Genomic DNA, 22,744 nt, shown 5'->3' with positions numbered 1-22,744 from the left:
CTTTCGGGAGGGGGTGACGGTGAAAGTATTGGTGACAATCAATCCGAATGCCAACCCAGAGCTTTACGCCGATATCGAAAGAATAAACTCCCGAGATCGGGCGGAACGAGTGCGGACGCTAGCAACCATGGCTGTTGTCATCTCACAACTCGGATTACAAAACTCGTCCGCCGTTGCTTATATATCAGCTAGTGATTTAGCGTCTGAGTCAACCTTATCAAAACTCAAATCGAGCTTAGCTTCCGAAGATTGAAAACTTTTGCTATTGCATTTTTATATTTATGTGATTTCTTAATAAGTAAGCCAAACATATGCGGAAATTGTTACTTATCTTGTACCTAGTTTCTTTGTCAGCTAATGCTTACTCGAATGCACTGATAAACTCGAATTGGGGAAAAATTGCCGCAGAAAAAGGGCTAGACCCCTTTGAATTGTATGCCGTATCATTAATGGAGTCATCGAAATACAGTGCGAATTACACCATAACACCATGGCCATTGGCCATCAACGCTGCTGGAACGGCTATTTTTCCGCGAAACCGTGGCGATGCCTTAAATGCCTTAAAACGTGAACTCGAAAAAGGAATTACATCGATTGATGTCGGATTGATGCAGATAAATATTAAATGGAACGGCTATCGTGTCAGAGACATAAGAAGTCTATTCGACCCAGAAGTTAACCTTCGGGTCGGCGCCGACATACTTGCCGAAGCCATTCGCTCAGAACCCCATGATAAAACTCTCGGATTAGGTCGTTATCATGCAGGTTATGGCAATGAGCCTGATCGACTGGCACGCGCATACGCCTATGGAAGAAGAATATCGCTAATTGCCAATAGGCTTAGAAAATATTTCGGAGACTAACAATGACGGAGGCAATCGAAGCGTTCAATCTAAAGCTTTTATTGTTCATTCGAGAGTCCATGCTTGATGATCAATCCAGCAAATTGAAAATTTTACTTGGATTAGACAAGGAAACAGCACAGCTAATAAGCAGCATCAGTATTGACGAAGTAATTACTTTATCTAAATCAGGATTTTTGTTGTTCTCTCCTCGAATTAAATGTGATGAATTCAGAAAAATATTGGCTTCAAAAGAACCGGACCCCAAAACACTTATAGAAATTCTAAATAGAAATGGATAGTTATTTATGAGCCACAACGACAAGGCAATTTCGGTTTTCGATAGACATGACTTAGCGCTCACAATGATTAGAGCTGGTTTTCGGACGTCTATCGTGTTTATTCATACACAATTATCAAAACTTTTACTGCGAAGACTTTACAAAGAATTGCACTTGAAATCACCAAGCTCTGGATTGCTATCGTCATCTGCCTATGTCCTGTCCAATCGCAAGAATCAACTCTACGCAACCTTATTTATGAATATATACGCACAATTGCATGGAAAACAACAAAATTCTGTGGACGTACGGCTTGTGATCGAATCCTGGGATATTTTTAAAATGTTGGTGCCACAATATAATGATCTCGATATACATCCTAAATCGATCAATGAGGCGTGGACATTGACAAGGGACTTTCGATGTGAGACAAATTATTTTGAAACCTGCCCTAAATGCGAAAAACAATATTTGGCTTGTGATGACAGCCGCTTAGCAAAACGATGCCCTTACTGTAACGCTTCGCACTAATGCTAAAACTCAACAGTCAAAAAATTCGCTATCTGCCGATCCGCCCCAACCATATCGATGATGGCCGCATTGCTTGCCCGCATTGCCGCCGCAGAATTGTGCCGTACGTGTATTTTGAGTACGGCGTCGCTGTGCACTCAAGTTGCAGGTTATGTGGTGGGACCGTTCAGGTTTTCCGGAAAGCAAAAAAGCATATGACTTTATTAGGATTGCTTTTCCGCGTCCTTCTTTTTTTCGTTTTCTTGTTCTTGATGGTTGCCTATCATGGTTGAATTTGATGAATTACAACGTATTACCATTAAGATAATCCAATTACTTTTCTAACATACGTCTGCGTTTCTTTAAACGGCGGAATGCCTTGATATTTGTCAACATTTCCTTCGCCTGCGTTATAAGCCGCCACTGCTAATTGTAAATTACCGTGGTAGCGATCAATCAAAAACCGCATATACTGCCCCGCCCCGTCAATCGCTTGCTCCGGATCTTCGCGGTTTGTAACACCAAACCTATCTGCAGTTTCAGGCATTAACTGCATAATGCCTTTCGCTCCTTTTTCCGATTCGACGTGTGGATCGAACGTCGATTCCACTTCGCCCATACGGGCCAATAGACCCGATGGAAGACCGTATTGACGTTCCACTCGATCGAAAATTGGTTTCAAGTGACTGGGCACGGCGTAATCAGCTTTCGGATGATAATCAGTAGGTGAATCTACTGATCCGGCTTCACTGTTTTTTTTTATGGCGTTATTATAGTTGCCGATCGATCTTACTAAATCAGGTCGATTTTGCGTTGCAGCCCGATTCAACAATTCGGCGATATCGCCGCCGATACCCTCGCCGTGTTCGGTCACTAATTTTTCACGCGCTATTGCGGTTCCAGCGCCATCTCCAAAACCAAAATCAGCTGGCCTTATTCCCATGCCTGTTTCCGTGAGCGCCGCTTTGTAGTATTCGAGCTGGGCCGGTGTTAATTGATTAGCCACTTCGTTGCCCTTTGTGTTCCTCCAAGCTTCAACGGCTTTTTTTCCGCCTTCACCTGCTTCACTAAAGGCTTTTTGTGCCGCATCCGCATAACCATCACCCTCCGCAAGATGTTTTGACATTGCATCGTAGAATGGACCTGCAATACCGTAGGCCTCATTTCCCAATGATTCTAATTGCAGTCTCGTACTATACAGCGCCCCAGCTACACCATCGTAATTCATTTCTCCAGCCGATTTTTCGCCTCTGGCCAGATGGTTTATCTCTTTGGCAAAGTAGTCAGCCTTGGTCCCCGCCATTTCTGCAAATTCAGATCGGGTTCCGGCGGTTAGCTCGTTTTTCTCGGTATCGTGAAACTCGCTGACTTTCGCCTCGCCGGCGCCGACCGCTCGGCCAATTTCGCTCATCCGTGCATTCACCTGATGCGGCAAATTGCCGGCCGCCGCGCGTGGGTCAACCACGCTGGCGCGATCAAATTCCGCACGTGCCTGGCCGTGCTTGGGCGCATCGGCTCGAAGACCCGCGTTCTTGTTCGGGTCGGCTATCTCGCCGGTTTTCGCTGCGAACGAGTCGCGCAGCAATTCGAACCCGGCCGTTTTTGCCTGTTGCGATTCGCTTGGATTCATAGATCTGAATCTCGCCGGCGAATGTCCTGTCAACAACGACATGCCGGCCGCCGCGTAGGCCTGGTTTTTATCGGTAATTAAACCAGAGGATCTCCAGTCACTGGCGAGTGTCTGTGCATCGCCGCTTAACCCAAACCGCGTTAACTCATTATTCAGGCGGCTCATTAAACCGGGTTTTGTACTGATCGCCTGTCCGGATTCCAATGCGCCGAATTGGGCGTTCGTGCCGAGGCGGCTTTGCATCGACGCCGTGGCGCTATAGGCTTCCGAAGCGGACAACACATCATTGGCAGACGATTGCAAACTTTGTAGTGTTTGGTTGTTAAGACCCAGCGACACAACTTCGCGGGTACCGGACTGCGCATCGGATGCCACGCTACGGGCCAAGTCCGTTTGAAATCCCGCATCTTCGGTCAAGCGCGTGGCCATATCGTTGGCGATTTCGTTCGAACGTTGGCTGTTTAAGCCGAATTGGCTTTGCAACCTATCGCTGATATTGGCTTGTAGCATGTCTTTTTTGGAGCCACCTTTAGAATTACCTTCGGCTTCATCGCCACCTTTTCGTTCCAGTCCACTGCCACCCAGCGCCATGGCGCCTGACAACACCGAGGCAAATTGATCCGAGGTCATATCGGTATCGCTATACCGCTGTGCGTACCCTGACCCTTCGCTGCGCATCAGCTTATCGGTTTCCGACGAACTACTGTTGAGCCGGCGAGAAAATGATTGTCCTGTCGAGGCGTCGCGATTCGAGGCAAAACTGTTGCCCGCCGAATTCGCCAGTGAACTCATAAATTGAGCACCGGCCTGGCGCATATAGTTCGATGACGACGAGACGGCTTCGGAAGCCTCTCGAGACACATTGAAGGTCGGCAGCACATTTTCCGCGCCGGTTCGGTGGGTGCCTTTCAGCGGAGAGTGTTGATAGGCCGACTGATTGGCAAACACCGGGGCCGTCGCCAACACGGCAGGCGATCCTGCACGCTCGTCGATATAATCTCCACTCTGCATGCGGCCCATGAAATGCGTGGCGGTGACCGAGCCGCCGTAGACCAGCATCAAGGCGATCGCCGGCGTTGAAGACGCCAGCATGCCGCCGATTGCCACCCAATCTTGCAACACCATATCCATTTGGTAAATCCCTTCGATCGAGGGAATATTGAAGCCTTGCGCATCCAGGGCGTCCATTTTTCCGAGAGCCGACATGGTGATGTACAAATTGATGACCGCCATGATCGGCATCCACAGTTGGATCCATAACAGCATTTTGAAGTACTGGCCAACCATCGAAATCCCGGCAGACCCCAGCATGACGGCGAAGACCATGAGCGGGGTAATGGCGTAACTGAGACCCTCTATCCAGGTCATCATCGGCCGGACGATCCGGGTAAACAGCGTCTGTTCTGCGGCCCATTGCATGTTGCGTTGCTGGATGGATTGATGGACCATGGCCGCTTTGTTCCACTTCAAGCCATCTTCGTAGCGCCCGACGATACCTTTTTCGAACATTGGCACGATCAGGCTCGCCAGCATGTAATCGTTCGCACTGATAGTGCTATTGGACAAGGCTGTTAACGCATCACTGATCCGCGTGGACACGTCCTCCGACCTTGCGAGATTCAAAGTTTGCTGCAGTAAGTCTTCTAAACCGGTAATGCCATACTTGGTAATGTAATCATCCAGCGCCGCATAGGCATCGGTACAGGTCAAGACAGTCGGACCGGCGCCCAAGTAGACTTCTGTGGTGTAGATTTTGGAATTGAAACGTATCGCCGTCATCACGCTCGCCGTACGCATGATCGCGTCTAACGTGGTCTGATTTAAATCGACCCCGGTTAACGTACATTCTTTTACGTAATTGACGAACGAAGCTTCCAGATCGACCTTGGCACTCGGTGAATTGGCTTTTCCCAGAGTTATCCGTGATAACAGGCTTTTTCGGACAGCAATTAAGGTATTGAGCGGATCCGCGAACCCGTGTTCAGTCATACTCGGTACCGAAAATCCTTGCTCGAACAAACGCGTCAAGCGGTAACCCATATTGGACAGGATGGAACCCGCTACCGCCGGCCCAAACGGCACATTGTTGACCACAACCACGTTACCAGAATAGGCGTCTTCAACCTTGACGACTACACCCGGCGCAAAGAGCGCGGTATAAATCAGCATAGAGGCAAAGACATCCTGATAGCGAATGCCACTCGCATTGAATTGGGTCAAACCTCGCAGCATCACCATCGTCACTCCCAGTGATGCGCCGACTGCAGCAGCTCCTTTGTAATCGTCGGTTAAAGAAATCATGGCGATCGCATTCAGTATCGCTGCGAGGAACTGGGAGTCTCCAATCGAAAATATTTCGTAAATCACTTGGTTTCCTCCTGAGTGGGATAATTGGCGGCGCTAGCGCCGGTTTGATCGAATGCTGCGTAGTTACGGGTTGGAGTGGCTTTCATGATGTTCGAATAAAAATCGACCACGGCTTTGATATTGCCGTATCGCATCGCCAATTCAGTGGAATCGTCTTCGATTTGTTGCCTAGCCACGCTTAAGGTATCGGCCAATTTCGCGGCGTACGCGCTATCTTCAAGTGAGGAAGCATAGCGGGCGGCATCGTATAAGTTCTGGACCATCGCTTGTGCTAACTCCAGCGCGATTGCTGGCGCCGCATCTTCCGCAAACAATCTGGCCATACCGTAATCCTGTCTGGCCATGTTCCGGATCATCGCGGCGACGGCCCCTGGTACCAACTCCATAAATGCCATTTCATCCAGAGTTAAGTCGCCGGTATTGGTGCCGAATTTGTAAACCAAACCCGGTTTGACGCTATTACCAATCAACAAGTCGGACACTCGTTTACGCAGCCCGACTAAGGTCACGTCTTTAATGACCGGATTCAAACAACCGTCGATTTCGGTCGTATCGCAATCGTAGATTTTGACTTTGCTATAACTGCCGCTACCCGAACCGTTTAACAGCTCTTTCATCCCGATAATGCCGTTTAACACAACGACAGGATTGGTATCTCCCTGTCCATCGCTGGCCGCCGAGGGCTCATTAACAATGACCGTGCCGCTGATGCTCATCATCGCTTCGAGTAAATCCAAACCGCCAAATTGGAACCAGTTTTTCGCGTTTTTCTCGTTTAAAGCTCGCCACACCAGGTTTCCCTGAATAATCTTCTTCATTTCGGTAGGCGCGTTGTTGGAGACTTGTTTAGTCGGGTCGCCTTGTGTCGAAGTGTTGGTCAGCGCCCCGAAGACATCGGTAACCCCCTTGGAAAAGGAGATTTTCGATTTTTTCATATTCTCGGTGACCGATGCCGGTAACAAGCTGGTGGCATCGTTCACAATGCCTTGAGCCAATTGACAGGAATTCGAGAACATTTGATTAAGGTCCTGGATCCGTTTTTGCAGGCCGGACATAAGAACTCCGCACTGATTACACATCGCGTCGATAGCCAATTGAAAGGCGTATCCCGTTGCGTTGGCAGCGACAGAGCGCATCAAGGTAATGAACTGGTCCTTATTAATGAAAGAAAAGCTGCCACCGAATAAATCGATACCCCCGCATCCGGCGCTAAACGAAGGGGGTTGAAAGGAAACCAAGTTAGTTTCCACAATCTTATTACGGGAGACTACGGATCCACCTGTAATGACCCCTCGCCTCTGGCCTAGGTGTGCGGTTGGCGTCGTGACGTTGGTCATCGTGCCGAACATCGCGTCCATTTCCTGTTGCAAGTCAGCGAACCCACTGGCCGGCAGCACTAGCATCCACGCCAGAACGATGATTCGAGTAATACGCAAGTGCCCCATAACAGCTCCTAGTAGGCTATTGAATAGAAACGGTTAAGGCAGCACGGGTTGCGCGCGCAATGCCTCAACCAATCGGCCAGGATCGTTCATTACCGGCTCGGTCAATGTCCCCGCCTCCGGAATCAAAAAAGTTGAATCTGTCACCCCGCGCGCCGTGCTAAACAGCCGGTCCGATATCCACCCGGCATTCTTGGCCGACAGCAATACCCTAGAGGTCAAATCGTCCAGCGACACAACGCCTTGGGCAATCGGCAAGATTTCGTTTGGGGGCTTCATTAAGAACAAAGCAGGAGTAGACATCACGCCTAACGCCTTTGCCTGTCCAGTATCCGATCTGAATTGCTTATAGAATCCCGACGGCATCGGCTTGCCATCCAAAGACACCGGATAAATTTTGAAACCGAAACGCTGCTCCAACACCGTTAACAAGGGCGCTTGCGCTTCGCAAAAATGGCAATCCGAACGAAAAAAAAACAAAAGGCCAGCTTGTTTGGATATCGTCGACATGGCCTGTTCATTCGCCTGTGTCGCCATTTGATTGGCGGCATTGGATGCAAACGTGGCCAGCGGCCGCCGGTTATTCTCGTCCAGCCGCGGATCGCTCATAACTACTCGTTGCGCCACAGTGGCAAACTTCTGGGCTTTATCCATCATTACCCGTTGCAAGTAGTAGTAAGCCGCCACGTTCTTTTCAGTGGGGTTATCGATGGCGGCGTCCTTGTAGTGTTCGAGATTTTTTCTAAACCATTCAGCAGAGAGGTATTCAGGCGGCCGAGGGGATTCAGAGGGAGGATTAGGATTTGATGAAATCTTTTCCTCTGTCTGAGGCGGACTGGGAGTTTGCTCTATACTAGTGTCAGGAGTTGTTTCACGCCAAAACCATCCCCGCTGTTTGTCCAGAAAAAAAGACGGCTCTCCCCCATCGGATCGAGCCGTCAACGGGAGCAGCAGGCACAGCAATAGGAGCAGACATGGATTCATGGTTTCATTATCTCGTTTTTAAAAATTCAAACCCGCTGGCTAAATGCCTCTGAAATTCACCTACTCAGGCCCCCTGGCTGTTTCAATCCCTTTTCAACGAGTACCTTGATGATCGATAACATGGAAATTTCTATTTCGAAAGATGAATACAGGTTATTACTGGAGTTTTTGTTCTTGGCTGACAGGTGCGTGCTCAGTGCAGAACGGAAGAACCTCAAGTCCACCGAGCCTTATCGCGCGCTGATCGAAAAAATCTTGAGCTACGCCGAACGGTTCCAATGTGCCGATTTGGTCGTCGATATCCCCGGACTCCCTCACCGAATGGTGTCCGACTCCTTAGAATCAAAACTCATTTACAAAATCTTCAGCGAGTCGTTAAATGAGGATCAATTCTGGTTGAAACTCGCCCATGCTCTGGCGGTAAGAGACGTCGACGCCGAATTAGGCGCGATTCCTGCTCAACCCCAAAGCTCACCCGGACAAACCGAATTAGATGAAATGCGCCTGTTCAAGCTGGCCGAAAAACTCCTCGAATGGCGTAACGAATTGCTCCGGAACGGCCTCAGCCGCTTAGAGTTACGCGCTCCGACGGCATTCGACGTGGTGAGCCCAAAAGGCCGATCCGACATCAATTAAGCGCGGCAATCACCGACTTATCCACAAAATCTGTGGACAAGCTTGTGACAAATCAGTCAATCATCGGCAAACGCCCCCACAATTCAACCAGTTAGAAAACTGTGTAATATTTGGGCAATCTCTCTGTCATCCCCTAGGTCATCGGCATAGCGGCAAGCATTGACACCAGGCCCATCACGGTGGATATCGCCGAAGTCGCGGTGGCCTGAATCTGGCTCAATTTACTGAACACATCGGCCGGCTGAGTGTAATCGACGATTTTCTGGAACTTCAGGATTTGTTCCGCCACGCTGCGGCGATCGCCCATACCGTCGACCAAGCCAAGTCCTAACGCGTCTTCTCCGCTCCAGACCATTCCCGTAAAGAGATTCGGATCGTCTTTCAACCGATTCCCGCGGTGCGTTTTCACCACCTCGATGAATTGGTGGTGTACGTGAGACAACATGGTTTGCAGCTGTTCGACGGCTTCGGGTTCCGGGTCGGAGAACATATCGCCGACGCCCTTGAATTTTCCAGCCGTATACAATCGGCGCTCAACGCCCAGTTTTTGCATGATGCCGGTAAATCCGAACGAGTCCATTCGCACGCCGATCGATCCGACCATGCTGGCCCGATTGGCATAGATTTCATCGCCGGCCACTGCTACGTAGTATCCGCCGGAGGCGCCAAGGTCGCTGATCACGGACACTACTTTCTTATCCGGAAATTTTGTTTTCAGGCGTAGCACTTCATCGAAGATCATGCCGGCTTGTACCGGCGTCCCGCCGGGACTATTAATTTCCAGCATCACAGCTTTCGCCTGATTCTGCTCGAAGGCGGTGCGCAAGCTGGCAATCACGCTATCGGCATTGGTTTGGCCGTCCGGGGCGATTTCGCCGCTAATACGCACCATCGCGACATGGGGTTGATTCCGGTTAGTCAGAGACGACCAATTGGAGTAGACGGACAGTCCTAAAAAACTCAATACTGCCAATAGCGATAGCGTTCTAAATGCGGTATTGATGCGCTGGGTTTTGCGCATGACATCCGCGTTGCTTTTGACGATTTCTAGCAAGGCGTTTACGGTAGTCGAGTTTTCGGTCATTGTTTTCACTCCAGAATTTCATAGTCAATGGAATTTCGGATATCCACCCAATAGCTCGGCTGCGATATCGCGAATAATCGCCCTTTCCAGGCTGCGAGGTGTTGTCCTTCACTGAGACACCAAGCGAATAACCAATGGCCGTCGGCCGTCATGCCGCGCAAGACTTGACGAGCTTTCGGGTTATCCCACGCGGTTTGTCCCGCATCCTGAAACTGATTCGCGGGATCGAAGGTGGCCGGTACCGGTGGCGCCCGGCGGATTACCAGGCTGTGGGCGGTGGCCACGCTATCGTCTTTGTCCGTGGCACTTTGCAAAATTACCGGGTAACCTAAGATTTCGTCGCGCGCGGGATCGCGGGGCGCCGGCTCCATATCGGCGAGACGCAACACAGCCCACAACGGTTCGGCGCCACCCGTCAGGCTATACACCCGCCAGCGTACGTTTTTGTCATCGCCGCAGTTATCCTGACACGTCGCCGTCAATCCGGCTTGCCGCACAGCGGTTTCGAAGCGGCGAATCATATCCAAGCGAGCAGTGACCGGGATGCTGAGTGAATTGGCATAGCTCTCGTCCATATACAAGCGGCCATACACTTTATACAAGTCGGCCGGCTTTGCAGAGGGTGTTAACAGGCTCAGTGCCAATCCCGCCATTCCGATGCCAGTGCTGACGTCCATTCCGGCCGGGGACAACGGTGCGCCAGTGGCCACCGCCCCGACGAAACTGGCGTCTTCGGCCATATTCCGTATCGGATCGGACCCACCGGCTGGTATCGCAGCCATTGCCTCTTTGCGGGACTTAAACTGCTTGGCCTGGAATTGCTGATACATTAAATCCTGAACATCTTGCCTTTTACTCCGGCTACCGAGTACATCGCGAATTAAAAACGAAATTTGATGCGCTTCGTCGGTCGACAGCACTTTACGGTGTGACTCCGAAATCGCAATGGGCCGGGAGGCCGGAGCGCACGCCGTCAAGGAAAACACGATGGCGGCGGCTAGCGAGCGAACGATGGTTGATGTCATGGCAGTTTTCCTTAAGGTTTAGATGGAGCGAGACCTGGACCCATAGACCAGCCTTGCTCCTCCGCGTCTTGCCGGGTCTGGTTCATGTCGATGCCTTGCAACCGCAGAATATTACGGTCCGCCGTATTGCGACGGTCGCCCTTATAATTCAAATCGGAACTGGCGCCGGTCAACACGTCCAAATTGAGTTTTTCCGGGGTTTGCGCCGTCGGTAATCGCCCGGTACTGGTGAGAATACCAATCCATTCGTCCAGATGAACCTTGCTCCAATCGACTTTTTGCAGTTCGCTGATTGCAATGCCTTCGCACTGGGGCGACTTAGGCGGTCCGAAGTCCTTGCCTAATTGAGGCCGGATTTGTTCCTGCAGTATTCTGGCCAACGGCGAGTTGAAACAACAATAGGCGTAGTTCTGTTGAACGCACATCCCCAGTATCTTGGAGCCGCAGTACTGTCCGACAAAACTACAGGCTTTCACGGCGTTTTTGGCCATCAATTCGTATTCTTTCTGCTCGCACTTGTAGATCATTTGCACGACCATGTTCAGAATTTGATAGATGGCGTAGGCGATCATGATGACGTTGAGCATCGTCCCGATATAAGCCGCCCCTCCCCCCAACTGGAGTTCAGCACCGGTACCTTGTAAATTACCGGCCGCATCTACTGCGGAGGAAGCCCCTTGACTACCTGCCACACTAAATAGCGCATTCGCTGCTTGTGGACCAAAAATATCAGCAGTCCAGGAAACCATTTTTTCCATAGCCATATTCCGCAATGAACTGACCACATCCAAATACGCGGTTTTGGTAAAGCTGGCCGTACACTCGGAGCCAATGTTGTCGACAACGGAATCGAGTTCGGCCAATACGTTGTCCCAGGCCGTTTTAATGGGGGTATAAACCGCCTCACCGGCATCGATCAAAGGGTCACTTAATTTTTGCCATGCCCCGCGGATCGGGTTGGTATCATCCAAGCGCATGATAATGTTGTGGGTTTTACTGACCTTGTACATCAGATCGATGTACTCGCCGATGCCGATGGAGGTCGGCGATTTACAGCAATCGATTTCACTGGTCAGATTGACTACTTTGCATGACCCTCCCTTGCCCTCGAAGACCTTGCAGGTGGTCACATCTTTCGGATCGCTACAGGTTTTATCCATCGCCGCTTGTTGTGCCGAATTCAACGCGGCCAAGGCATTGGTAAACTCCTGGCTTTGTGTGCGGGTAATATCAACACAATCTTCGCCCATACAGCGTACCGTTTCGCCGCAGTCCGGTTTCACGGACGCCGTCGCCTTTATCACGCCGAATTCCTTTCCGCAATCATAGGTATCCTGATACAGCCAGCACTTTCCGCTAGCGCCAATCGTCCCGTCGACGCACTCGGATCGGACGAAGGCACAGCCGCGCGCTTCCAGGGTTGCGCAGGTCTCCGGCACCTGAGCTTCAATATCGCTGACGCACTGTTTAGTTCCGTCCGGCTTTGTCCAACACGGAATATCGTTGGAATTGCACGTCGCGGTCATGGTCGCTTTGGTGCAGGTTTCCGGAATATTTTTGAAAGGTGCGTCTTTGAAATTCGGTTCGCACACCCACATTTGCCCCACCGAAGTGGTGATGGCCATGCAATATTTGTCGCCGATCTTGATCCCGGCGTTGATATCACATGTGGTTTTCACGTTTTTGCAAATTCCGTCGTCCGCCGCCTTAATTAGGTTCTGGCAGGACTTGTCGTTCATGGTCCATTCGTCCCGAATAATAATTTTCAGCGGATCGTATTTCAGTCGGATTTGCGCAAAGGCTTCGCCGCATCCTGAGACCAACGCCTCCGCATTGAATTTCAGGATGGAATTCTTCCGGGCGTTGACAAAAGGTTCTGTCACATTGATGTTGGGATAGGCCTGCCAACTGGTCGACATTTCGCACTTGGGCGACGGTGCCCAGCCGTTATAACCCGTCCAGACCAGCTGGTCATTGATATGAACCCGCATATAGTCATCCCATTGCGCATAGAGAATCGTCGCCGAAATGATCGCTTCCGGATGTTTCACGATGTATTGGCTGGACACGGTGGGATGGGCGCAGCCACCGTCGCACCAGTAGTTGTCACCCACAATACCTACCCAAAGATCCACGCAGCCATCCCCACAGGATGCAATTTTGGTTTCGCCTTGGGCCGGTAGGATGACCGGCTCTAGCAGCACATCGTGACTGGCGACGCAGGTGTTAGTAATGGGAGGGTTACGCCGACAGGTTTTGTAGTCCGGTTGCGTGCCTTTACCGGGGGTGAGTGTCGCCTTGACCTCCTTAGTACAGTCGGTGAAATATTGCGAGAACAGATTATGGTTCTGCATGACATAATCGGTCGTGCCCCAAATGGGATCATCCAGTAGATTGGGATGCCCCCGATTTGCCGACTTAATGAGCGTCCGGTAAGCTTCACCGGTATGGCTGCTCTGACTTTCCATGTCCGTTTGCATGTCGTTGCCGGCTTTGATGGTCGCCGAGTTTTTGCCGTACAACTGGGTGAAGGTCGTGGCGTTACCCGTTTCGGAATCCGGATACAATTCGCTGATTGGGACCGATACGTCCTTACCGGTATTGGGAAAAAGGACCAAGCTTTTTTGATCGGCGCTGAGTGTCGGCATTACAAACCCGCTGACGGCGCTTTCACCGGTTTGTTGTCCAATTTTGGCTGATTCGCTCATAGTGTCAGCGACCACCGCATGGGTCGGCACCCAAATCAACAACACCATCAAGAAATGGCAAATGGCTCGGGTAGATGTGCGCTCGGAAAATTCGATAGCCATCTTAAAATCCTAGACAGCAGTCAGTCCAGCGCCACAATATGTAGACGTGGTATTCGCCGGAACCGGGATAAGAATGGCCCGCTCCCCACAACAAATCACTTTCGCCAATCGCATGTTTGCTCTGGGTATCGGCCACTGGGTAAAACATAGTGGTAGCGTATTGGGATTTCGGAATGAACGGGGAGATCGTCCCGCCGCAGACGTAATCATCACCGACGGTTTTATGCGCCAGGCCGCGGCGATGCAGCGCCGCCGTGGCTCTTGTCATCAATAAGCTGGTTTGACGCGGCGCGATGCCTTCGCCCGGATGGGTATGCCCGGACAAGGGGTAAATACCACCCCAGGCCCCGGCGCACCAGAACATTTCGTCAATCGGCCGGCCGGCTGACGCCGCAACGGCATCGACCGAACACGCCGCCAACGCCACCGGATTGGCAAATAGCACGACCTCCGGATTGGTAAAAAATGCCAATTCATCATTGTTCCAGGTCGGATCCAATTCCGAGACATACAGCAAATCGAAATCTTTGTATCCGTCGGCGAAACAGCGATCTTCCCAGAATAGATCGAGCATGACGTATATCGGGAATGCGTAATAGTGATAATTGAGGAAGACTATTTCATCAGTGTCGTACACAACAGGCGACGAACCGCCCCACAATCGCACATTCGACTGATTGATTTTTGTGCCGCCGAGCGTCGGCGCGCACCAAGGATTCGGCACCAACTCCACAACTCTGGCCGGCCCCCAATAGCCCATGGTCATACCCACTTCCGGGATAAGCTCTTTGCCGTCGCAAACGCAGTAGACATTGCTGGCGGCGGACGACGGCACCAAATCGTCGCCCACGGATGAATCGCCGCTACCTTTTGATTGCGGCGCGCGAAAGTCCAGCACACCGCCGGCCAGCCGAATCGGAAACAAGCATCCCCAGCAAATATCGGTAATCAATTTCCCCGACCAGAGTTCCGCGTCCGGACACAGGGCGTCCGCAGCACGTGCTTGGCTCGAACACAAACACGCACACAGCAATACAAGTTCCAACCACGTCACTGGTTTAGTCATGGCCTGCCACCGCGATTTCTCTAACTTTGATGTGCATGCCGTCTTGTTCGACGACGCTGGGAACCGCTTCGAGATTAAAACGTTGTCGCACGTCGGCGGTGAGTAAGAACACCGATTGTCCCAACCGCTCTTCGAGCGCATTAAACGCCTGCCACCCTTGGTCCCGTTCCAGACCGGTAATCAAATACGTCACCGGACGGCCTGTCACCGCCTTTCCCTCGCGCTCAGCCGCCGCGACTTGATCGGGTTGAGTGGCATCGAAGACCACCAGACGCTGGGTAAAAGGCATTTGACTTAGCGGATTGATGCGCTGCCCTTGTCGGACGATGATCTGTCCTGCCGGGGTGACGACGTCTCTTGGCGCCGTCACGGTGATATCAATCAACCGCTCGCGATCTTGTCGTGCCGTCGCGAGCGATAATAATGCGGCTTTTTGCCAGAAATGGGCCTGTGCTTCACGTTTCTTAGCCGCCCAATCGATGCCGGCCATTCGCTTCTTCATCACCTCGATCAAATCCAGCTCGGCGATAGCCTGCGTATCGCCGTGTACGCCCAGATCCACGACTCGATCATCCGGCGCCTGACGCGATTTTAACTGTGCCTCCAACCAGGCGATATCGGTAACCCCTTCCACCTTGGCCAGAACACGGTCGCCCTCCTCCACCGTCAAACTCGGCACCACCTGAATATGGGCATTCTGAAAACGAGTCGGATCCAGTTCGATAGACGGAACCCTCTGAGCATCCAGCGTTTGCGCCAAACCATGAATTTCGCGAATAAATTCCTGCACCCGCTGACCGTCGCGTATACCCCTGAAAACCACTAACACATCGTCTCGGCCGGCGGCCGCTTCGAATAGATTGAGCAGGCCGGTCCGACCCAAGGACGTCGAAGCGTACAGGACATAATGCCGGCGTTGATCACGCTTCGGCTTGGCGAAGGGTTGCGGTGAAGGCGCATGCTTTAAGGTTTCCAAGGCCAGCGCCTTGGCATTCGCGGCGTGCGGATTGGCATCCAACCAGGCCGGACGCGGTCCTTGTTGAGCGTGCTGCATCAACGCCTTCGAACGCTCCAACCAATCGGTATCGGCGCCGGCCATTGGTACCGACCCACCGATCAATACCGCCGCCACCGCTATGGGATTAAAATGGCAACGCATAGACTTTGCCTATAATCTGACCGGGATGCACCACGCCCCAATAGCGGGAGTCGAAGCTATTCTCGGTTGTGCCTGTCACCCACAATTCGCCGTCTGTGACAATCTCGGTCCGAATAAACGCGGCGGCCGGTTGCTTTAATTTACCCGCCAACGCCAACCCTTCGGAGACCACGCTACCGTTCACTCGCGCGGTTTGAGTATCGACCGTTACGGTGTCGCCACCCACACCGGTCGCGATCTTGATCACGATGTGGGTAAACGAAAACCAGGGCGCCATGGCCATGCGTTGATCCGCGGCAAACGCCACCAGATCGTCTCGGCGAATGTCTTTGGCGTAGGTGTCGACCACGAACCAGCGGTGATTGCCGGGCAAACACCGATCTTTCTGATCGTCGATACCAATGCGAAACCGATTTTCGAGATAAGCACCGCCAATCACAATCGCGATCAGCGTCGGGAGGGCTTTTTTAAACCAAAATACTTTTTGATCGAGGGGGTTACTCACCGACATAGACATCCTCCGGCGCACCGACCACCATGTTCGCATCGACCACCACGAAACCGGAATCCACCAAATGCGAGATTTTGGCCTGCCATTCATTCATGGCCTGCTTGATGGCATCTTGACTGGCGTCTTTCGACAGATTTCGGGTCCACCCGGTCCGGTCTATCACGAACACCGGCGTCAATAAGTTCAGTTTTTCCAACTCGGTCGATAGCGAATGCCTTACCAGCCAATAGCTGGACGACACACTGACGGCAATGGTGGCCAAAACAACGGCAATCAATGATTTAAGCGACATGGCGTGTTTCCTGTTGTAGCAATAAATGGCGGATGGCGGCATCGGTCGAATAGCCTTGCCGTTTCAGATTTTTGATCGCGTTGACGTGTTCGGCCTTGGTGGAATACAGCAAGCGTTTGTAGGGATCGACCACCAGACGGGCGATGCCTTGACCGTATTCGGTGATAAAGAAAATTTCCGAGTAGACGCCGGGGATAGTGTGAACCGATTTGAGCAATTGGATTCCGCCATCGGAGAGCGGCAGACGATTCTCGTTTTTAATGGTGTCGATCGCTTCCGGTTTTTGACCTAACAGATACATATTGGCCGAGTTCTCGACGATGGCTCGGCCGGTCGGCGAGCGATACAAATCGTTGACCGACTGGGTAATCGTCACCGCGGCACCTCCGTATTTTCGGAACCGTCGATAACCATGTTCAATGAAGGTCGCTGCGTCCCCCATACTCAATAAATCCCAGGATTCGTCGATGATCACGATCTTGCGCCGATCGCGCTCTCCGAGATACATTTCCTGTTGGATCTGATAGATCAATTGCAGCAACACGACTTGTTGTAAGTGTTTGCGCCCCTTCAATTCCTCCAACTCCAACACGGTAAAACTATTCTGAAACCGAACATTGTTGACGCCGTTGAAGAACCGGCCATATTCGCCGGTCGACGTGAAGGGAAAAAGCTGTTCGCCGACATCCTTCAGTCTTTGGTCGGATTCCGCCCGCAACCGCTGAGCGATATCGTCGACGGTCATCTTTTGCGCCATTTCATCCCATAGCCCTTTTAAGATCCGCTTTAATCCGGCGGTCTGAAAGTCGCTGAGTTTTTCGGTGGGTGCCGCCATCGCGGTGACCAGTCCGGCCACCACATCGGCTTCATCTTCCCAGTTTTGCACCAACTCGAAGGGATTCAGGCAAATCTGTTTGTCCGCCGTAAATTCCATGAATTCGCCGTCCAGCGTGTCGGCCAGATTCTGATAGGAGCGGCCGACGTCAATTACCCAGATCTGCGCCCCTTCGGTGAGATAATTGACGATAATTTCATTGGTCAGAAACGATTTACCGGACCCCGATTGCGCGGCGATGCAGCAATTGAAATTCGATCCGGAATCAAATAACGAGACATTGACCAGTTGTCCTGAGCGCGAAATAAAGTTGAGTACCGGCGAACCAGTCCCCGACCAATCGGCAAACATCGGCAACAGCGGAATGGCGTGACGGGTTGCCATCGTGATATAGCGGTTACTCACTTGCACTTGGCTGAGTTCCGCGCCCAAGGGCAGGCAATTCAGAAAATATGGCAAACCAAAATACCGGTCTTCGAGCAGCTGAAAACCCAGCTCCCGGTAATAGGTGCGTGCATTGGACACGGCTTGGGATTCTTCATGAGGATCGCAGAACAACACCATGCCGAAATAAGTGCGGATGGGGCGATCACCATCGTTCAGCGCATCGAAGAGTAAGTCGAAATTGTGTTTTCGGATCGCTAACTGCGGAACGATATTTAATAGCGGTCCCACCGCCTGATTGGCGGTGAATTGACGCTTGGTCTCCAATTTCATCCGTGTGGCTTCCGAATCCGGGTAATGCAGTGTGACGGAGATCAACACATTGTCGCGAATACCACGGGCTCCGCTCAGTAGATCCCCCAAATAGCTCAGGGCCGAGCCAAAATACACTTGATCCGGCAGCCGTTTGACCGATAAGGTTTTAACCCGTTTGTTGCCAAGAGTCACGCCGGTCTGATCGACCGCCAGTTCGTTATCGAAATCGAATAATTGTTCGCGGATCAATTTACGCGGATCGCACTCGGGCACCACCAGATCGTGCCAGCTGGCTTCGGGGTGCCAATTCAACATCGTGTTCAACAGACGGACATACACGTCGGCCGTCAATGTCTTTGGCCTTAATCCACTCGTCGCTAACGCTTGAAACGCGGCCAAGAGCAATTCCGACGCATGTCTCAATTCTTTCTGAGTGGGTTTTGCCCCCGACAACGGTATCTTTGCAGTCACCAGCACATGAAACCGCCTAACCCGTGTCGGCAAGGCTTTATCGATCGGATGCTGAGTCGCTCCACGCAGATAGTCCACATTGGACGCCACCAAGGCTTGATACAACGGATTTTGTTGCTCCATTCGGCGCGTCTTCAAAGTGGCCATCACTGTGTCGATATCGGGAGACGCCCATAGGCCAACCTGAAGCAAGGTGTCGATCGGCCATTCCTGGTTCAACAAAACGTTGATGCGATCGGCGATCGACGGATCGTTTCCGAAAAGCGGCTCGCACAAAAAACCGAATCCCAAGCTGGCGTCTTCTCCCAAGAACAGATTGTTATCGGGATCGAACGCCAACACGGAGAATAAATTGTCGATTCTGTGGTAACTCTGTTTAGGCATCGGGGTTTACGCTTCTGTTTAACTCTATCGAGTAAGGGTTAACGGTACGAACCTTCGCTTTCTTGTTTTTGACAAGCCTTCTGGCTCTTGCCGCATTACACGGCACCAGCTCGGTACCATCGCTGCTAAAAACCTGGACCTTTAACCGGCCATTCTGGTTATTCCGAGGACTCACTTTCATGACCAATCCTGAAAGTCAGATGGCGGTTTCCCGCCGGACCTCGTTATCCAAGGTGTGATCACAATCACTTAAAGGATTGCAATTCCAAACCCAGATCACGGTCTATCGATTACGGAATCGATAGGATTACCACGTCGCGGTAACGACGGCGTTGATGATGCCAGGGGCGGTAAACAAACCCAGACCGGCGGCGACACCGACCGCAAAACCCATCAGGGAATTGCGCAATACGCCGGCAATCAGCCCGACGACGATAAACGCCGCCGCAATCAATTTGCCCAACGATCCTTGCATCCAGTTGGTCAACAAGGTGTACACGGCGTTGAATTCGGTACTACCGGTACCGGCAAACGATTCGGAGGAAAACAGAAACATTCCCGCCACGGCGACAAGGGCGACCAACATTTTGACCATCACCCGATTTTGCATTTTTTTCATGGTTATACCTTTCAGAAAAGTGAGTAAATAGGCGTTAAACCCAAATCTCGGGCGCGGCAACGCCCGGTTGGCGACCTAACGCCTAACTCACCGCCTGGTGGTTTATTCGATTGCTAAAACGGCGATTTTGCTTTTAACAGCGACTCGAATCCTTCCGGCATTTTGCCGCCCCCTACCCCCATTTTTTTACCGTCCCCCAGTCCATCCAGATCGAATTTATCCCTTTTGGGCGGTTCACGTTGCTCCACTTGCAGGGCGCGCAATTGCGGATTTTGCGTTACGGATTTCTTGCCGATCATCCAACGTCTCGGTTCTATCTCGGTAAACACATAACCGGATACGTTCAAGTCGCCGTCTTTGTCCTCCCAGGGCGCGATCCAGATTCTCATGACTTCGGATGGCGTGCGTATCGGGGTGGGATCCTCGATATGTGGCACTGGCGATTGTTCCCGGCCACTGCCGGTCAGGGTCACCGGTTGCGGCTTGGTCGCTTCGCTGGGTGCAGTTCCCTCACCGGAAGGCAACGCATTATCGGTCACTTGATAGGCGCGTTCGGTGGACATACAAATCGGATCATCCGGCATCCCTTTACAACCATACGAATCCGGAATCAGCGTACAAGCACCGAGTAGCGGTACCAACACGATCAACAAAACTGATCTGAACATGCGTTTCACCTTATTGTTTTGCAGTTGAGACGCTTTGAGTGCTATTCAGCCAACCGGCTAAATCGTCCGGGGCGCCTTTGTGGGTACGACCGTCCTGGGCAATAACAAACGGCACCGCGGTCAATCCCAAGATGGCCGAAGTTATCACCGCTTTCTGCATGGGCTCCTTGTCGCAGTTGCCTGGAAGCTGTTCCGGCAACCCGGCGTACTCCTGATTGAGCAGTGCGGTAGTCGCCTTTTCCTTGTCCTTGGTTTGGAGCAAGCATTCGATTTTGTTGACCAGAATCGTCGACTCCTGTCCCAATACCGCGATCGGGATAATTTTGAAGGTGTAACGATCGGCGAGTGTCGGCAGCTGCTGTTGCAACTTTTTGCAGTAGCGGCATTGCGGATCGACGAATACCACAACCGGGGTTTTGCCCTTGCCCACCAGCACCGGGCCGAGTTCGTCGATGTTGAGTTTCATGTCGGCTAGCGGTATCCGATTCATCACGGAATCGACTTGTTCGATCCGGGTAATCGGTGTTTTCGACCAGGTATCCATTAATTGGCCTTTGAAGGCAAATCGGCCGTTGCGGGATATGAAGTAGGTCTCGCCGCCCGCCTCTACCATATTGAAGCCATCGATCGGCAAGGCCTTCATCGCGTTAATGGCCCCTTTCGCAAACAATGCGGCCTCGGTCGGTGTCGAGACTTCAGGACTTGCGACGGGTGGTTGACCGGCGACAGCCAGACTGGACACCACTAAGAGGAAAATTGCAGGGAGTAATTTCATGGGGTCTCCATTCATTGATTAACTTTTTTCAAGCAACCGCAACTTGGTGCCGCGTTGCACGACTAAATTGATTTTGCGGGTCACATCGATCTCGATCACCGGGAACAGGTTCTCCGCATAGTCGATGTAATAATTTGCCAAGCGCTCCATGGCGTACCCGGTTCCCCGTAAGGCCCCTCCCTCTATCGAATCCTGGCTAAAGGAGCGTTGAAACGGGGTTGTGGCCACGCCAGCGGGTCCGGCTAATGCCAGCACCTGGGTTTGCGTCCGACCAAACATATCCGAGAATCCGCGCAGAAAGCCGGCCAACAGCGCATTGCGCAGTAAAGCGCCTTGCTTGCTGACGAAGCGGCCGCGAATACCAACCTTGCCGTCTTCGCCTACCGCATACGCATCCAAGGGCACTTCGATAACACCGCCATCATGGCGTACACAGGAAATGGATTCCGCCCGAATGTAGGCACGTTCCGAACTCAAGTCGCCGAATCCGGAGCTGACCACGAAACACTCTTTGACGTCGGCCGTATACCGGTTCGGTAGAATCGCGTCGGCTTTCAAGCGCACTAACACCGGAAATGGGTTTTTCTGTGCACTACTCCCGGTTGGGGCATCCATACCGTTCAACAGGTTGCCCGATAAAATACTGCCTGCCGGGATGAGGACGCTTTCTTGTTCGGCTTTTTTGGTCTCCGCGACTTCGACCTTTTTCTTGGTTTCAGGATCGGTACTGGTCGTTTGCTTGATCACTCTGATTTGCAGAGCATTTCGCTCCGAGTCCCGCGCCGGGTTCGATGCAATCGGATCAACAGGCATCGCCGCCGGGTCTTGATAGGCCCGCGGATTAAACAAATTGTCGGCGTTGGTGACGCGCTCCTTGGCTGAGTGGGACTTTGCGCCGGCATCGGGAGGCAACACTGTCTGAGCCCCCGAGGGTTCGGCTTTGTTTTCGGTTTTCAAGCGATCGATTTCCGCTTTGAGCGCTTCGATTTGCGTTTGAGCGGTTTGACCAGTTTGATCGGCCAATTGTTTGATCCGTTGCTGATCGGACGCTTGATATTGATTATTTTGGGCGACTACGCCGTCCAGCAGAGAGCGTATTGCATGTTGATCCTCCTGGAGTTTGCGAATTTGCGCCCCAAGACCGTCGATTCCTAAAGACCTGGGATCTGCATCGGTGAAGATATGCCGGGCAACGTCCTTTTTGGAGGCATTTTGTACCGGCGGCGGGGCATCGCCCAACATCAAACTGATTGCCACCATCAGCGTCGCAACAATCGTAGTGACGACAATTACTCGTTGATACGTAGGATTGAGCGCGTCCCATTTTTCAAGTAGCGTGTTCTTCATAATCCGCCCTTATCGCAAGACCGACGGTCTGATCTGTTCTTCGGCTAGGCCTCGTTGCTTCACTACCACAAACAACTCGGTCGATTGTCCGGGTTCCAGCCACACATCCGGCCAGGCCGCCACCGCCACAATGTCGCTAAGCCCGGTTCCCTGACCAATACAAGAACGCTCGTCGAGTTCGATGCGCTGAGGGGTGGTATTGACCGTTTTTGCAATTAAGATCGTCGTATTGCGTCCATCAAAGGCTTGGCCGACGGTAGTTTGAATGCCCTGCTGGTCGCAATAAACGGTTTCGTTCGCCGATACG

General features: G+C 52.0%; 21 protein-coding genes and 1 pseudogene. 5 read left to right on the top strand and 17 right to left on the bottom strand.

The window, feature by feature from the left end; genetic code table 11:
* The 4 genes from NP603_RS20525 to NP603_RS22110 form a co-directional block, all read left to right on the top strand.
* On the top strand, window positions 1–253 hold a 253-nt coding region (locus tag NP603_RS20525), incomplete at its 5' end, for a hypothetical protein (RefSeq protein ID WP_256612732.1).
* A 58-nt stretch (window positions 254–311) separates the two neighbouring features.
* Window positions 312–863, top strand: a complete 552-nt coding sequence (locus tag NP603_RS20520) for a transglycosylase SLT domain-containing protein (protein ID WP_256612731.1) — start codon at window positions 312–314, stop codon at window positions 861–863.
* A gap of 2 nt (window positions 864–865) precedes the next feature.
* A complete protein-coding gene (locus NP603_RS20515; RefSeq protein WP_256612730.1) occupies window positions 866–1,144 on the top strand; it encodes a flagellar transcriptional regulator FlhD in 279 nt (92 codons plus the stop codon).
* 6 nt (window positions 1,145–1,150) lie between these two features.
* Window positions 1,151–1,654: a FlhC family transcriptional regulator gene (locus tag NP603_RS22110; RefSeq protein ID WP_371928926.1), complete on the top strand. Its 504-nt coding sequence runs from the start codon at window positions 1,151–1,153 to the stop codon at window positions 1,652–1,654.
* A 298-nt stretch (window positions 1,655–1,952) separates the two neighbouring features.
* On the opposite strand, the gene NP603_RS22105 is transcribed toward NP603_RS22110, so the two are convergent.
* From NP603_RS22105 to traF, 3 genes are read right to left on the bottom strand one after another with little or no spacing between them, the layout of a single operon-like run.
* Window positions 1,953–5,630 carry a conjugal transfer protein TraG N-terminal domain-containing protein gene (locus tag NP603_RS22105; RefSeq protein ID WP_140911933.1) on the bottom strand — a complete coding sequence of 1,226 codons (3,678 nt, stop codon included), beginning with the start codon at window positions 5,628–5,630 and terminating at the stop codon, window positions 1,953–1,955.
* Window positions 5,627–7,075 carry a conjugal transfer protein TraH gene (locus NP603_RS20505; protein ID WP_256612729.1) on the bottom strand — a complete coding sequence of 483 codons (1,449 nt, stop codon included), beginning with the start codon at window positions 7,073–7,075 and terminating at the stop codon, window positions 5,627–5,629. Before NP603_RS20505 ends, NP603_RS22105 begins: the two co-directional genes overlap by 4 nt.
* Window positions 7,076–7,108: 33 nt before the next feature.
* Window positions 7,109–8,056 (bottom strand): conjugal transfer protein TraF, encoded by a 948-nt coding sequence (gene traF / locus NP603_RS20500; RefSeq protein ID WP_256612728.1) that lies wholly within the window; start codon window positions 8,054–8,056, stop codon window positions 7,109–7,111.
* 108 nt (window positions 8,057–8,164) lie between these two features.
* On the opposite strand from traF, the gene NP603_RS20495 reads away from it, so the two are divergent.
* Window positions 8,165–8,692, top strand: a complete 528-nt coding sequence (locus NP603_RS20495; protein WP_256612727.1) for a hypothetical protein — start codon at window positions 8,165–8,167, stop codon at window positions 8,690–8,692.
* A gap of 133 nt (window positions 8,693–8,825) precedes the next feature.
* Here the strand turns inward: NP603_RS20495 and NP603_RS20490 are convergent, their stop codons facing one another.
* The 14 genes and pseudogenes from NP603_RS20490 to NP603_RS20430 all read right to left on the bottom strand — a co-directional run.
* Window positions 8,826–9,776, bottom strand: coding sequence for a S49 family peptidase (locus NP603_RS20490; protein ID WP_256612726.1), 951 nt, complete (start codon window positions 9,774–9,776; stop codon window positions 8,826–8,828).
* A gap of 5 nt (window positions 9,777–9,781) precedes the next feature.
* On the bottom strand, window positions 9,782–10,801 hold the full coding sequence (locus tag NP603_RS20485; protein ID WP_256612725.1) for a hypothetical protein: 1,020 nt from the start codon (window positions 10,799–10,801) through the stop codon (window positions 9,782–9,784).
* An 11-nt stretch (window positions 10,802–10,812) separates the two neighbouring features.
* Window positions 10,813–13,611, bottom strand: a complete 2,799-nt coding sequence (traN, locus tag NP603_RS20480; protein ID WP_256612723.1) for a conjugal transfer mating pair stabilization protein TraN — start codon at window positions 13,609–13,611, stop codon at window positions 10,813–10,815.
* Between the two features lies 1 nt (window position 13,612).
* Window positions 13,613–14,677, bottom strand: coding sequence for a TraU family protein (locus NP603_RS20475; protein ID WP_256612721.1), 1,065 nt, complete (start codon window positions 14,675–14,677; stop codon window positions 13,613–13,615).
* The gene (locus tag NP603_RS20470) at window positions 14,670–15,776 is read right to left on the bottom strand and encodes a TrbC family F-type conjugative pilus assembly protein (RefSeq protein WP_256612719.1); all 1,107 of its coding nucleotides are present in this window, start codon (window positions 15,774–15,776) and stop codon (window positions 14,670–14,672) included. The genes NP603_RS20475 and NP603_RS20470 overlap by 8 nt, the downstream gene beginning before the upstream one ends.
* A gap of 43 nt (window positions 15,777–15,819) precedes the next feature.
* Complete coding sequence (locus NP603_RS20465) at window positions 15,820–16,347, bottom strand: S26 family signal peptidase (RefSeq protein WP_256612718.1); 528 nt, start codon at window positions 16,345–16,347, stop codon at window positions 15,820–15,822.
* Window positions 16,334–16,639 carry a hypothetical protein gene (locus NP603_RS20460; protein ID WP_064023752.1) on the bottom strand — a complete coding sequence of 102 codons (306 nt, stop codon included), beginning with the start codon at window positions 16,637–16,639 and terminating at the stop codon, window positions 16,334–16,336. The genes NP603_RS20465 and NP603_RS20460 overlap by 14 nt, the downstream gene beginning before the upstream one ends.
* A complete protein-coding gene (traC, locus tag NP603_RS20455; RefSeq protein ID WP_256612717.1) occupies window positions 16,629–19,028 on the bottom strand; it encodes a type IV secretion system protein TraC in 2,400 nt (799 codons plus the stop codon). Before traC ends, NP603_RS20460 begins: the two co-directional genes overlap by 11 nt.
* The gene (locus tag NP603_RS22100; protein ID WP_064023754.1) at window positions 19,021–19,209 is read right to left on the bottom strand and encodes an RRXRR domain-containing protein; all 189 of its coding nucleotides are present in this window, start codon (window positions 19,207–19,209) and stop codon (window positions 19,021–19,023) included. Before NP603_RS22100 ends, traC begins: the two co-directional genes overlap by 8 nt.
* Before the next feature lie 126 nt (window positions 19,210–19,335).
* On the bottom strand, window positions 19,336–19,647 hold the full coding sequence (gene traA / locus NP603_RS20450; RefSeq protein WP_232529480.1) for a TraA family conjugative transfer protein: 312 nt from the start codon (window positions 19,645–19,647) through the stop codon (window positions 19,336–19,338).
* Between the two features lie 113 nt (window positions 19,648–19,760).
* Window positions 19,761–20,315 carry a TraV family lipoprotein gene (locus NP603_RS20445; protein ID WP_256612715.1) on the bottom strand — a complete coding sequence of 185 codons (555 nt, stop codon included), beginning with the start codon at window positions 20,313–20,315 and terminating at the stop codon, window positions 19,761–19,763.
* A 10-nt stretch (window positions 20,316–20,325) separates the two neighbouring features.
* Window positions 20,326–21,090 carry a DsbC family protein gene (locus NP603_RS20440; protein ID WP_256612714.1) on the bottom strand — a complete coding sequence of 255 codons (765 nt, stop codon included), beginning with the start codon at window positions 21,088–21,090 and terminating at the stop codon, window positions 20,326–20,328.
* Window positions 21,091–21,108: 18 nt separating this feature from the next.
* Window positions 21,109–22,437, bottom strand: a complete 1,329-nt coding sequence (locus NP603_RS20435; protein ID WP_256612713.1) for a TraB/VirB10 family protein — start codon at window positions 22,435–22,437, stop codon at window positions 21,109–21,111.
* A 9-nt stretch (window positions 22,438–22,446) separates the two neighbouring features.
* Window positions 22,447–22,744, bottom strand: a pseudogene (locus NP603_RS20430) (type-F conjugative transfer system secretin TraK); the annotation flags it as partial.

The organism is Methylomonas aurea (genome assembly GCF_024505045.1).
GTDB lineage: Bacteria > Pseudomonadota > Gammaproteobacteria > Methylococcales > Methylomonadaceae > Methylomonas > Methylomonas aurea.
Note: the sequence above shows the minus strand (reverse complement) of the source record. Positions and strands in the feature narration are given on the sequence as shown.

Excerpts from the sequence above, each read along its gene's own strand:
- NP603_RS20520 (WP_256612731.1), top strand. The coding sequence starts at position 312 with ATGCGGAAATTGTTACTTATCTTGTACCTAGTTTCTTTGTCAGCTAAT.
- NP603_RS20515 (WP_256612730.1), top strand. The coding sequence starts at position 866 with ATGACGGAGGCAATCGAAGCGTTCAATCTAAAGCTTTTATTGTTCATT.
- NP603_RS22110 (WP_371928926.1), top strand. The coding sequence starts at position 1,151 with ATGAGCCACAACGACAAGGCAATTTCGGTTTTCGATAGACATGACTTA.
- NP603_RS20505 (WP_256612729.1), bottom strand. The coding sequence starts at position 7,075 with ATGGGGCACTTGCGTATTACTCGAATCATCGTTCTGGCGTGGATGCTA.
- traF (WP_256612728.1), bottom strand. The coding sequence starts at position 8,056 with ATGAATCCATGTCTGCTCCTATTGCTGTGCCTGCTGCTCCCGTTGACG.
- NP603_RS20495 (WP_256612727.1), top strand. The coding sequence starts at position 8,165 with ATGATCGATAACATGGAAATTTCTATTTCGAAAGATGAATACAGGTTA.
- NP603_RS20490 (WP_256612726.1), bottom strand. The coding sequence starts at position 9,776 with ATGACCGAAAACTCGACTACCGTAAACGCCTTGCTAGAAATCGTCAAA.
- NP603_RS20485 (WP_256612725.1), bottom strand. The coding sequence starts at position 10,801 with ATGACATCAACCATCGTTCGCTCGCTAGCCGCCGCCATCGTGTTTTCC.
- traN (WP_256612723.1), bottom strand. The coding sequence starts at position 13,611 with ATGGCTATCGAATTTTCCGAGCGCACATCTACCCGAGCCATTTGCCAT.
- NP603_RS20475 (WP_256612721.1), bottom strand. The coding sequence starts at position 14,677 with ATGACTAAACCAGTGACGTGGTTGGAACTTGTATTGCTGTGTGCGTGT.
- NP603_RS20470 (WP_256612719.1), bottom strand. The coding sequence starts at position 15,776 with ATGGCCGGCGCCGATACCGATTGGTTGGAGCGTTCGAAGGCGTTGATG.
- NP603_RS20465 (WP_256612718.1), bottom strand. The coding sequence starts at position 16,347 with ATGTCGGTGAGTAACCCCCTCGATCAAAAAGTATTTTGGTTTAAAAAA.
- NP603_RS20460 (WP_064023752.1), bottom strand. The coding sequence starts at position 16,639 with ATGTCGCTTAAATCATTGATTGCCGTTGTTTTGGCCACCATTGCCGTC.
- traC (WP_256612717.1), bottom strand. The coding sequence starts at position 19,028 with ATGCCTAAACAGAGTTACCACAGAATCGACAATTTATTCTCCGTGTTG.
- NP603_RS22100 (WP_064023754.1), bottom strand. The coding sequence starts at position 19,209 with ATGAAAGTGAGTCCTCGGAATAACCAGAATGGCCGGTTAAAGGTCCAG.
- traA (WP_232529480.1), bottom strand. The coding sequence starts at position 19,647 with ATGAAAAAAATGCAAAATCGGGTGATGGTCAAAATGTTGGTCGCCCTT.
- NP603_RS20445 (WP_256612715.1), bottom strand. The coding sequence starts at position 20,315 with ATGTTCAGATCAGTTTTGTTGATCGTGTTGGTACCGCTACTCGGTGCT.
- NP603_RS20440 (WP_256612714.1), bottom strand. The coding sequence starts at position 21,090 with ATGAAATTACTCCCTGCAATTTTCCTCTTAGTGGTGTCCAGTCTGGCT.
- NP603_RS20435 (WP_256612713.1), bottom strand. The coding sequence starts at position 22,437 with ATGAAGAACACGCTACTTGAAAAATGGGACGCGCTCAATCCTACGTAT.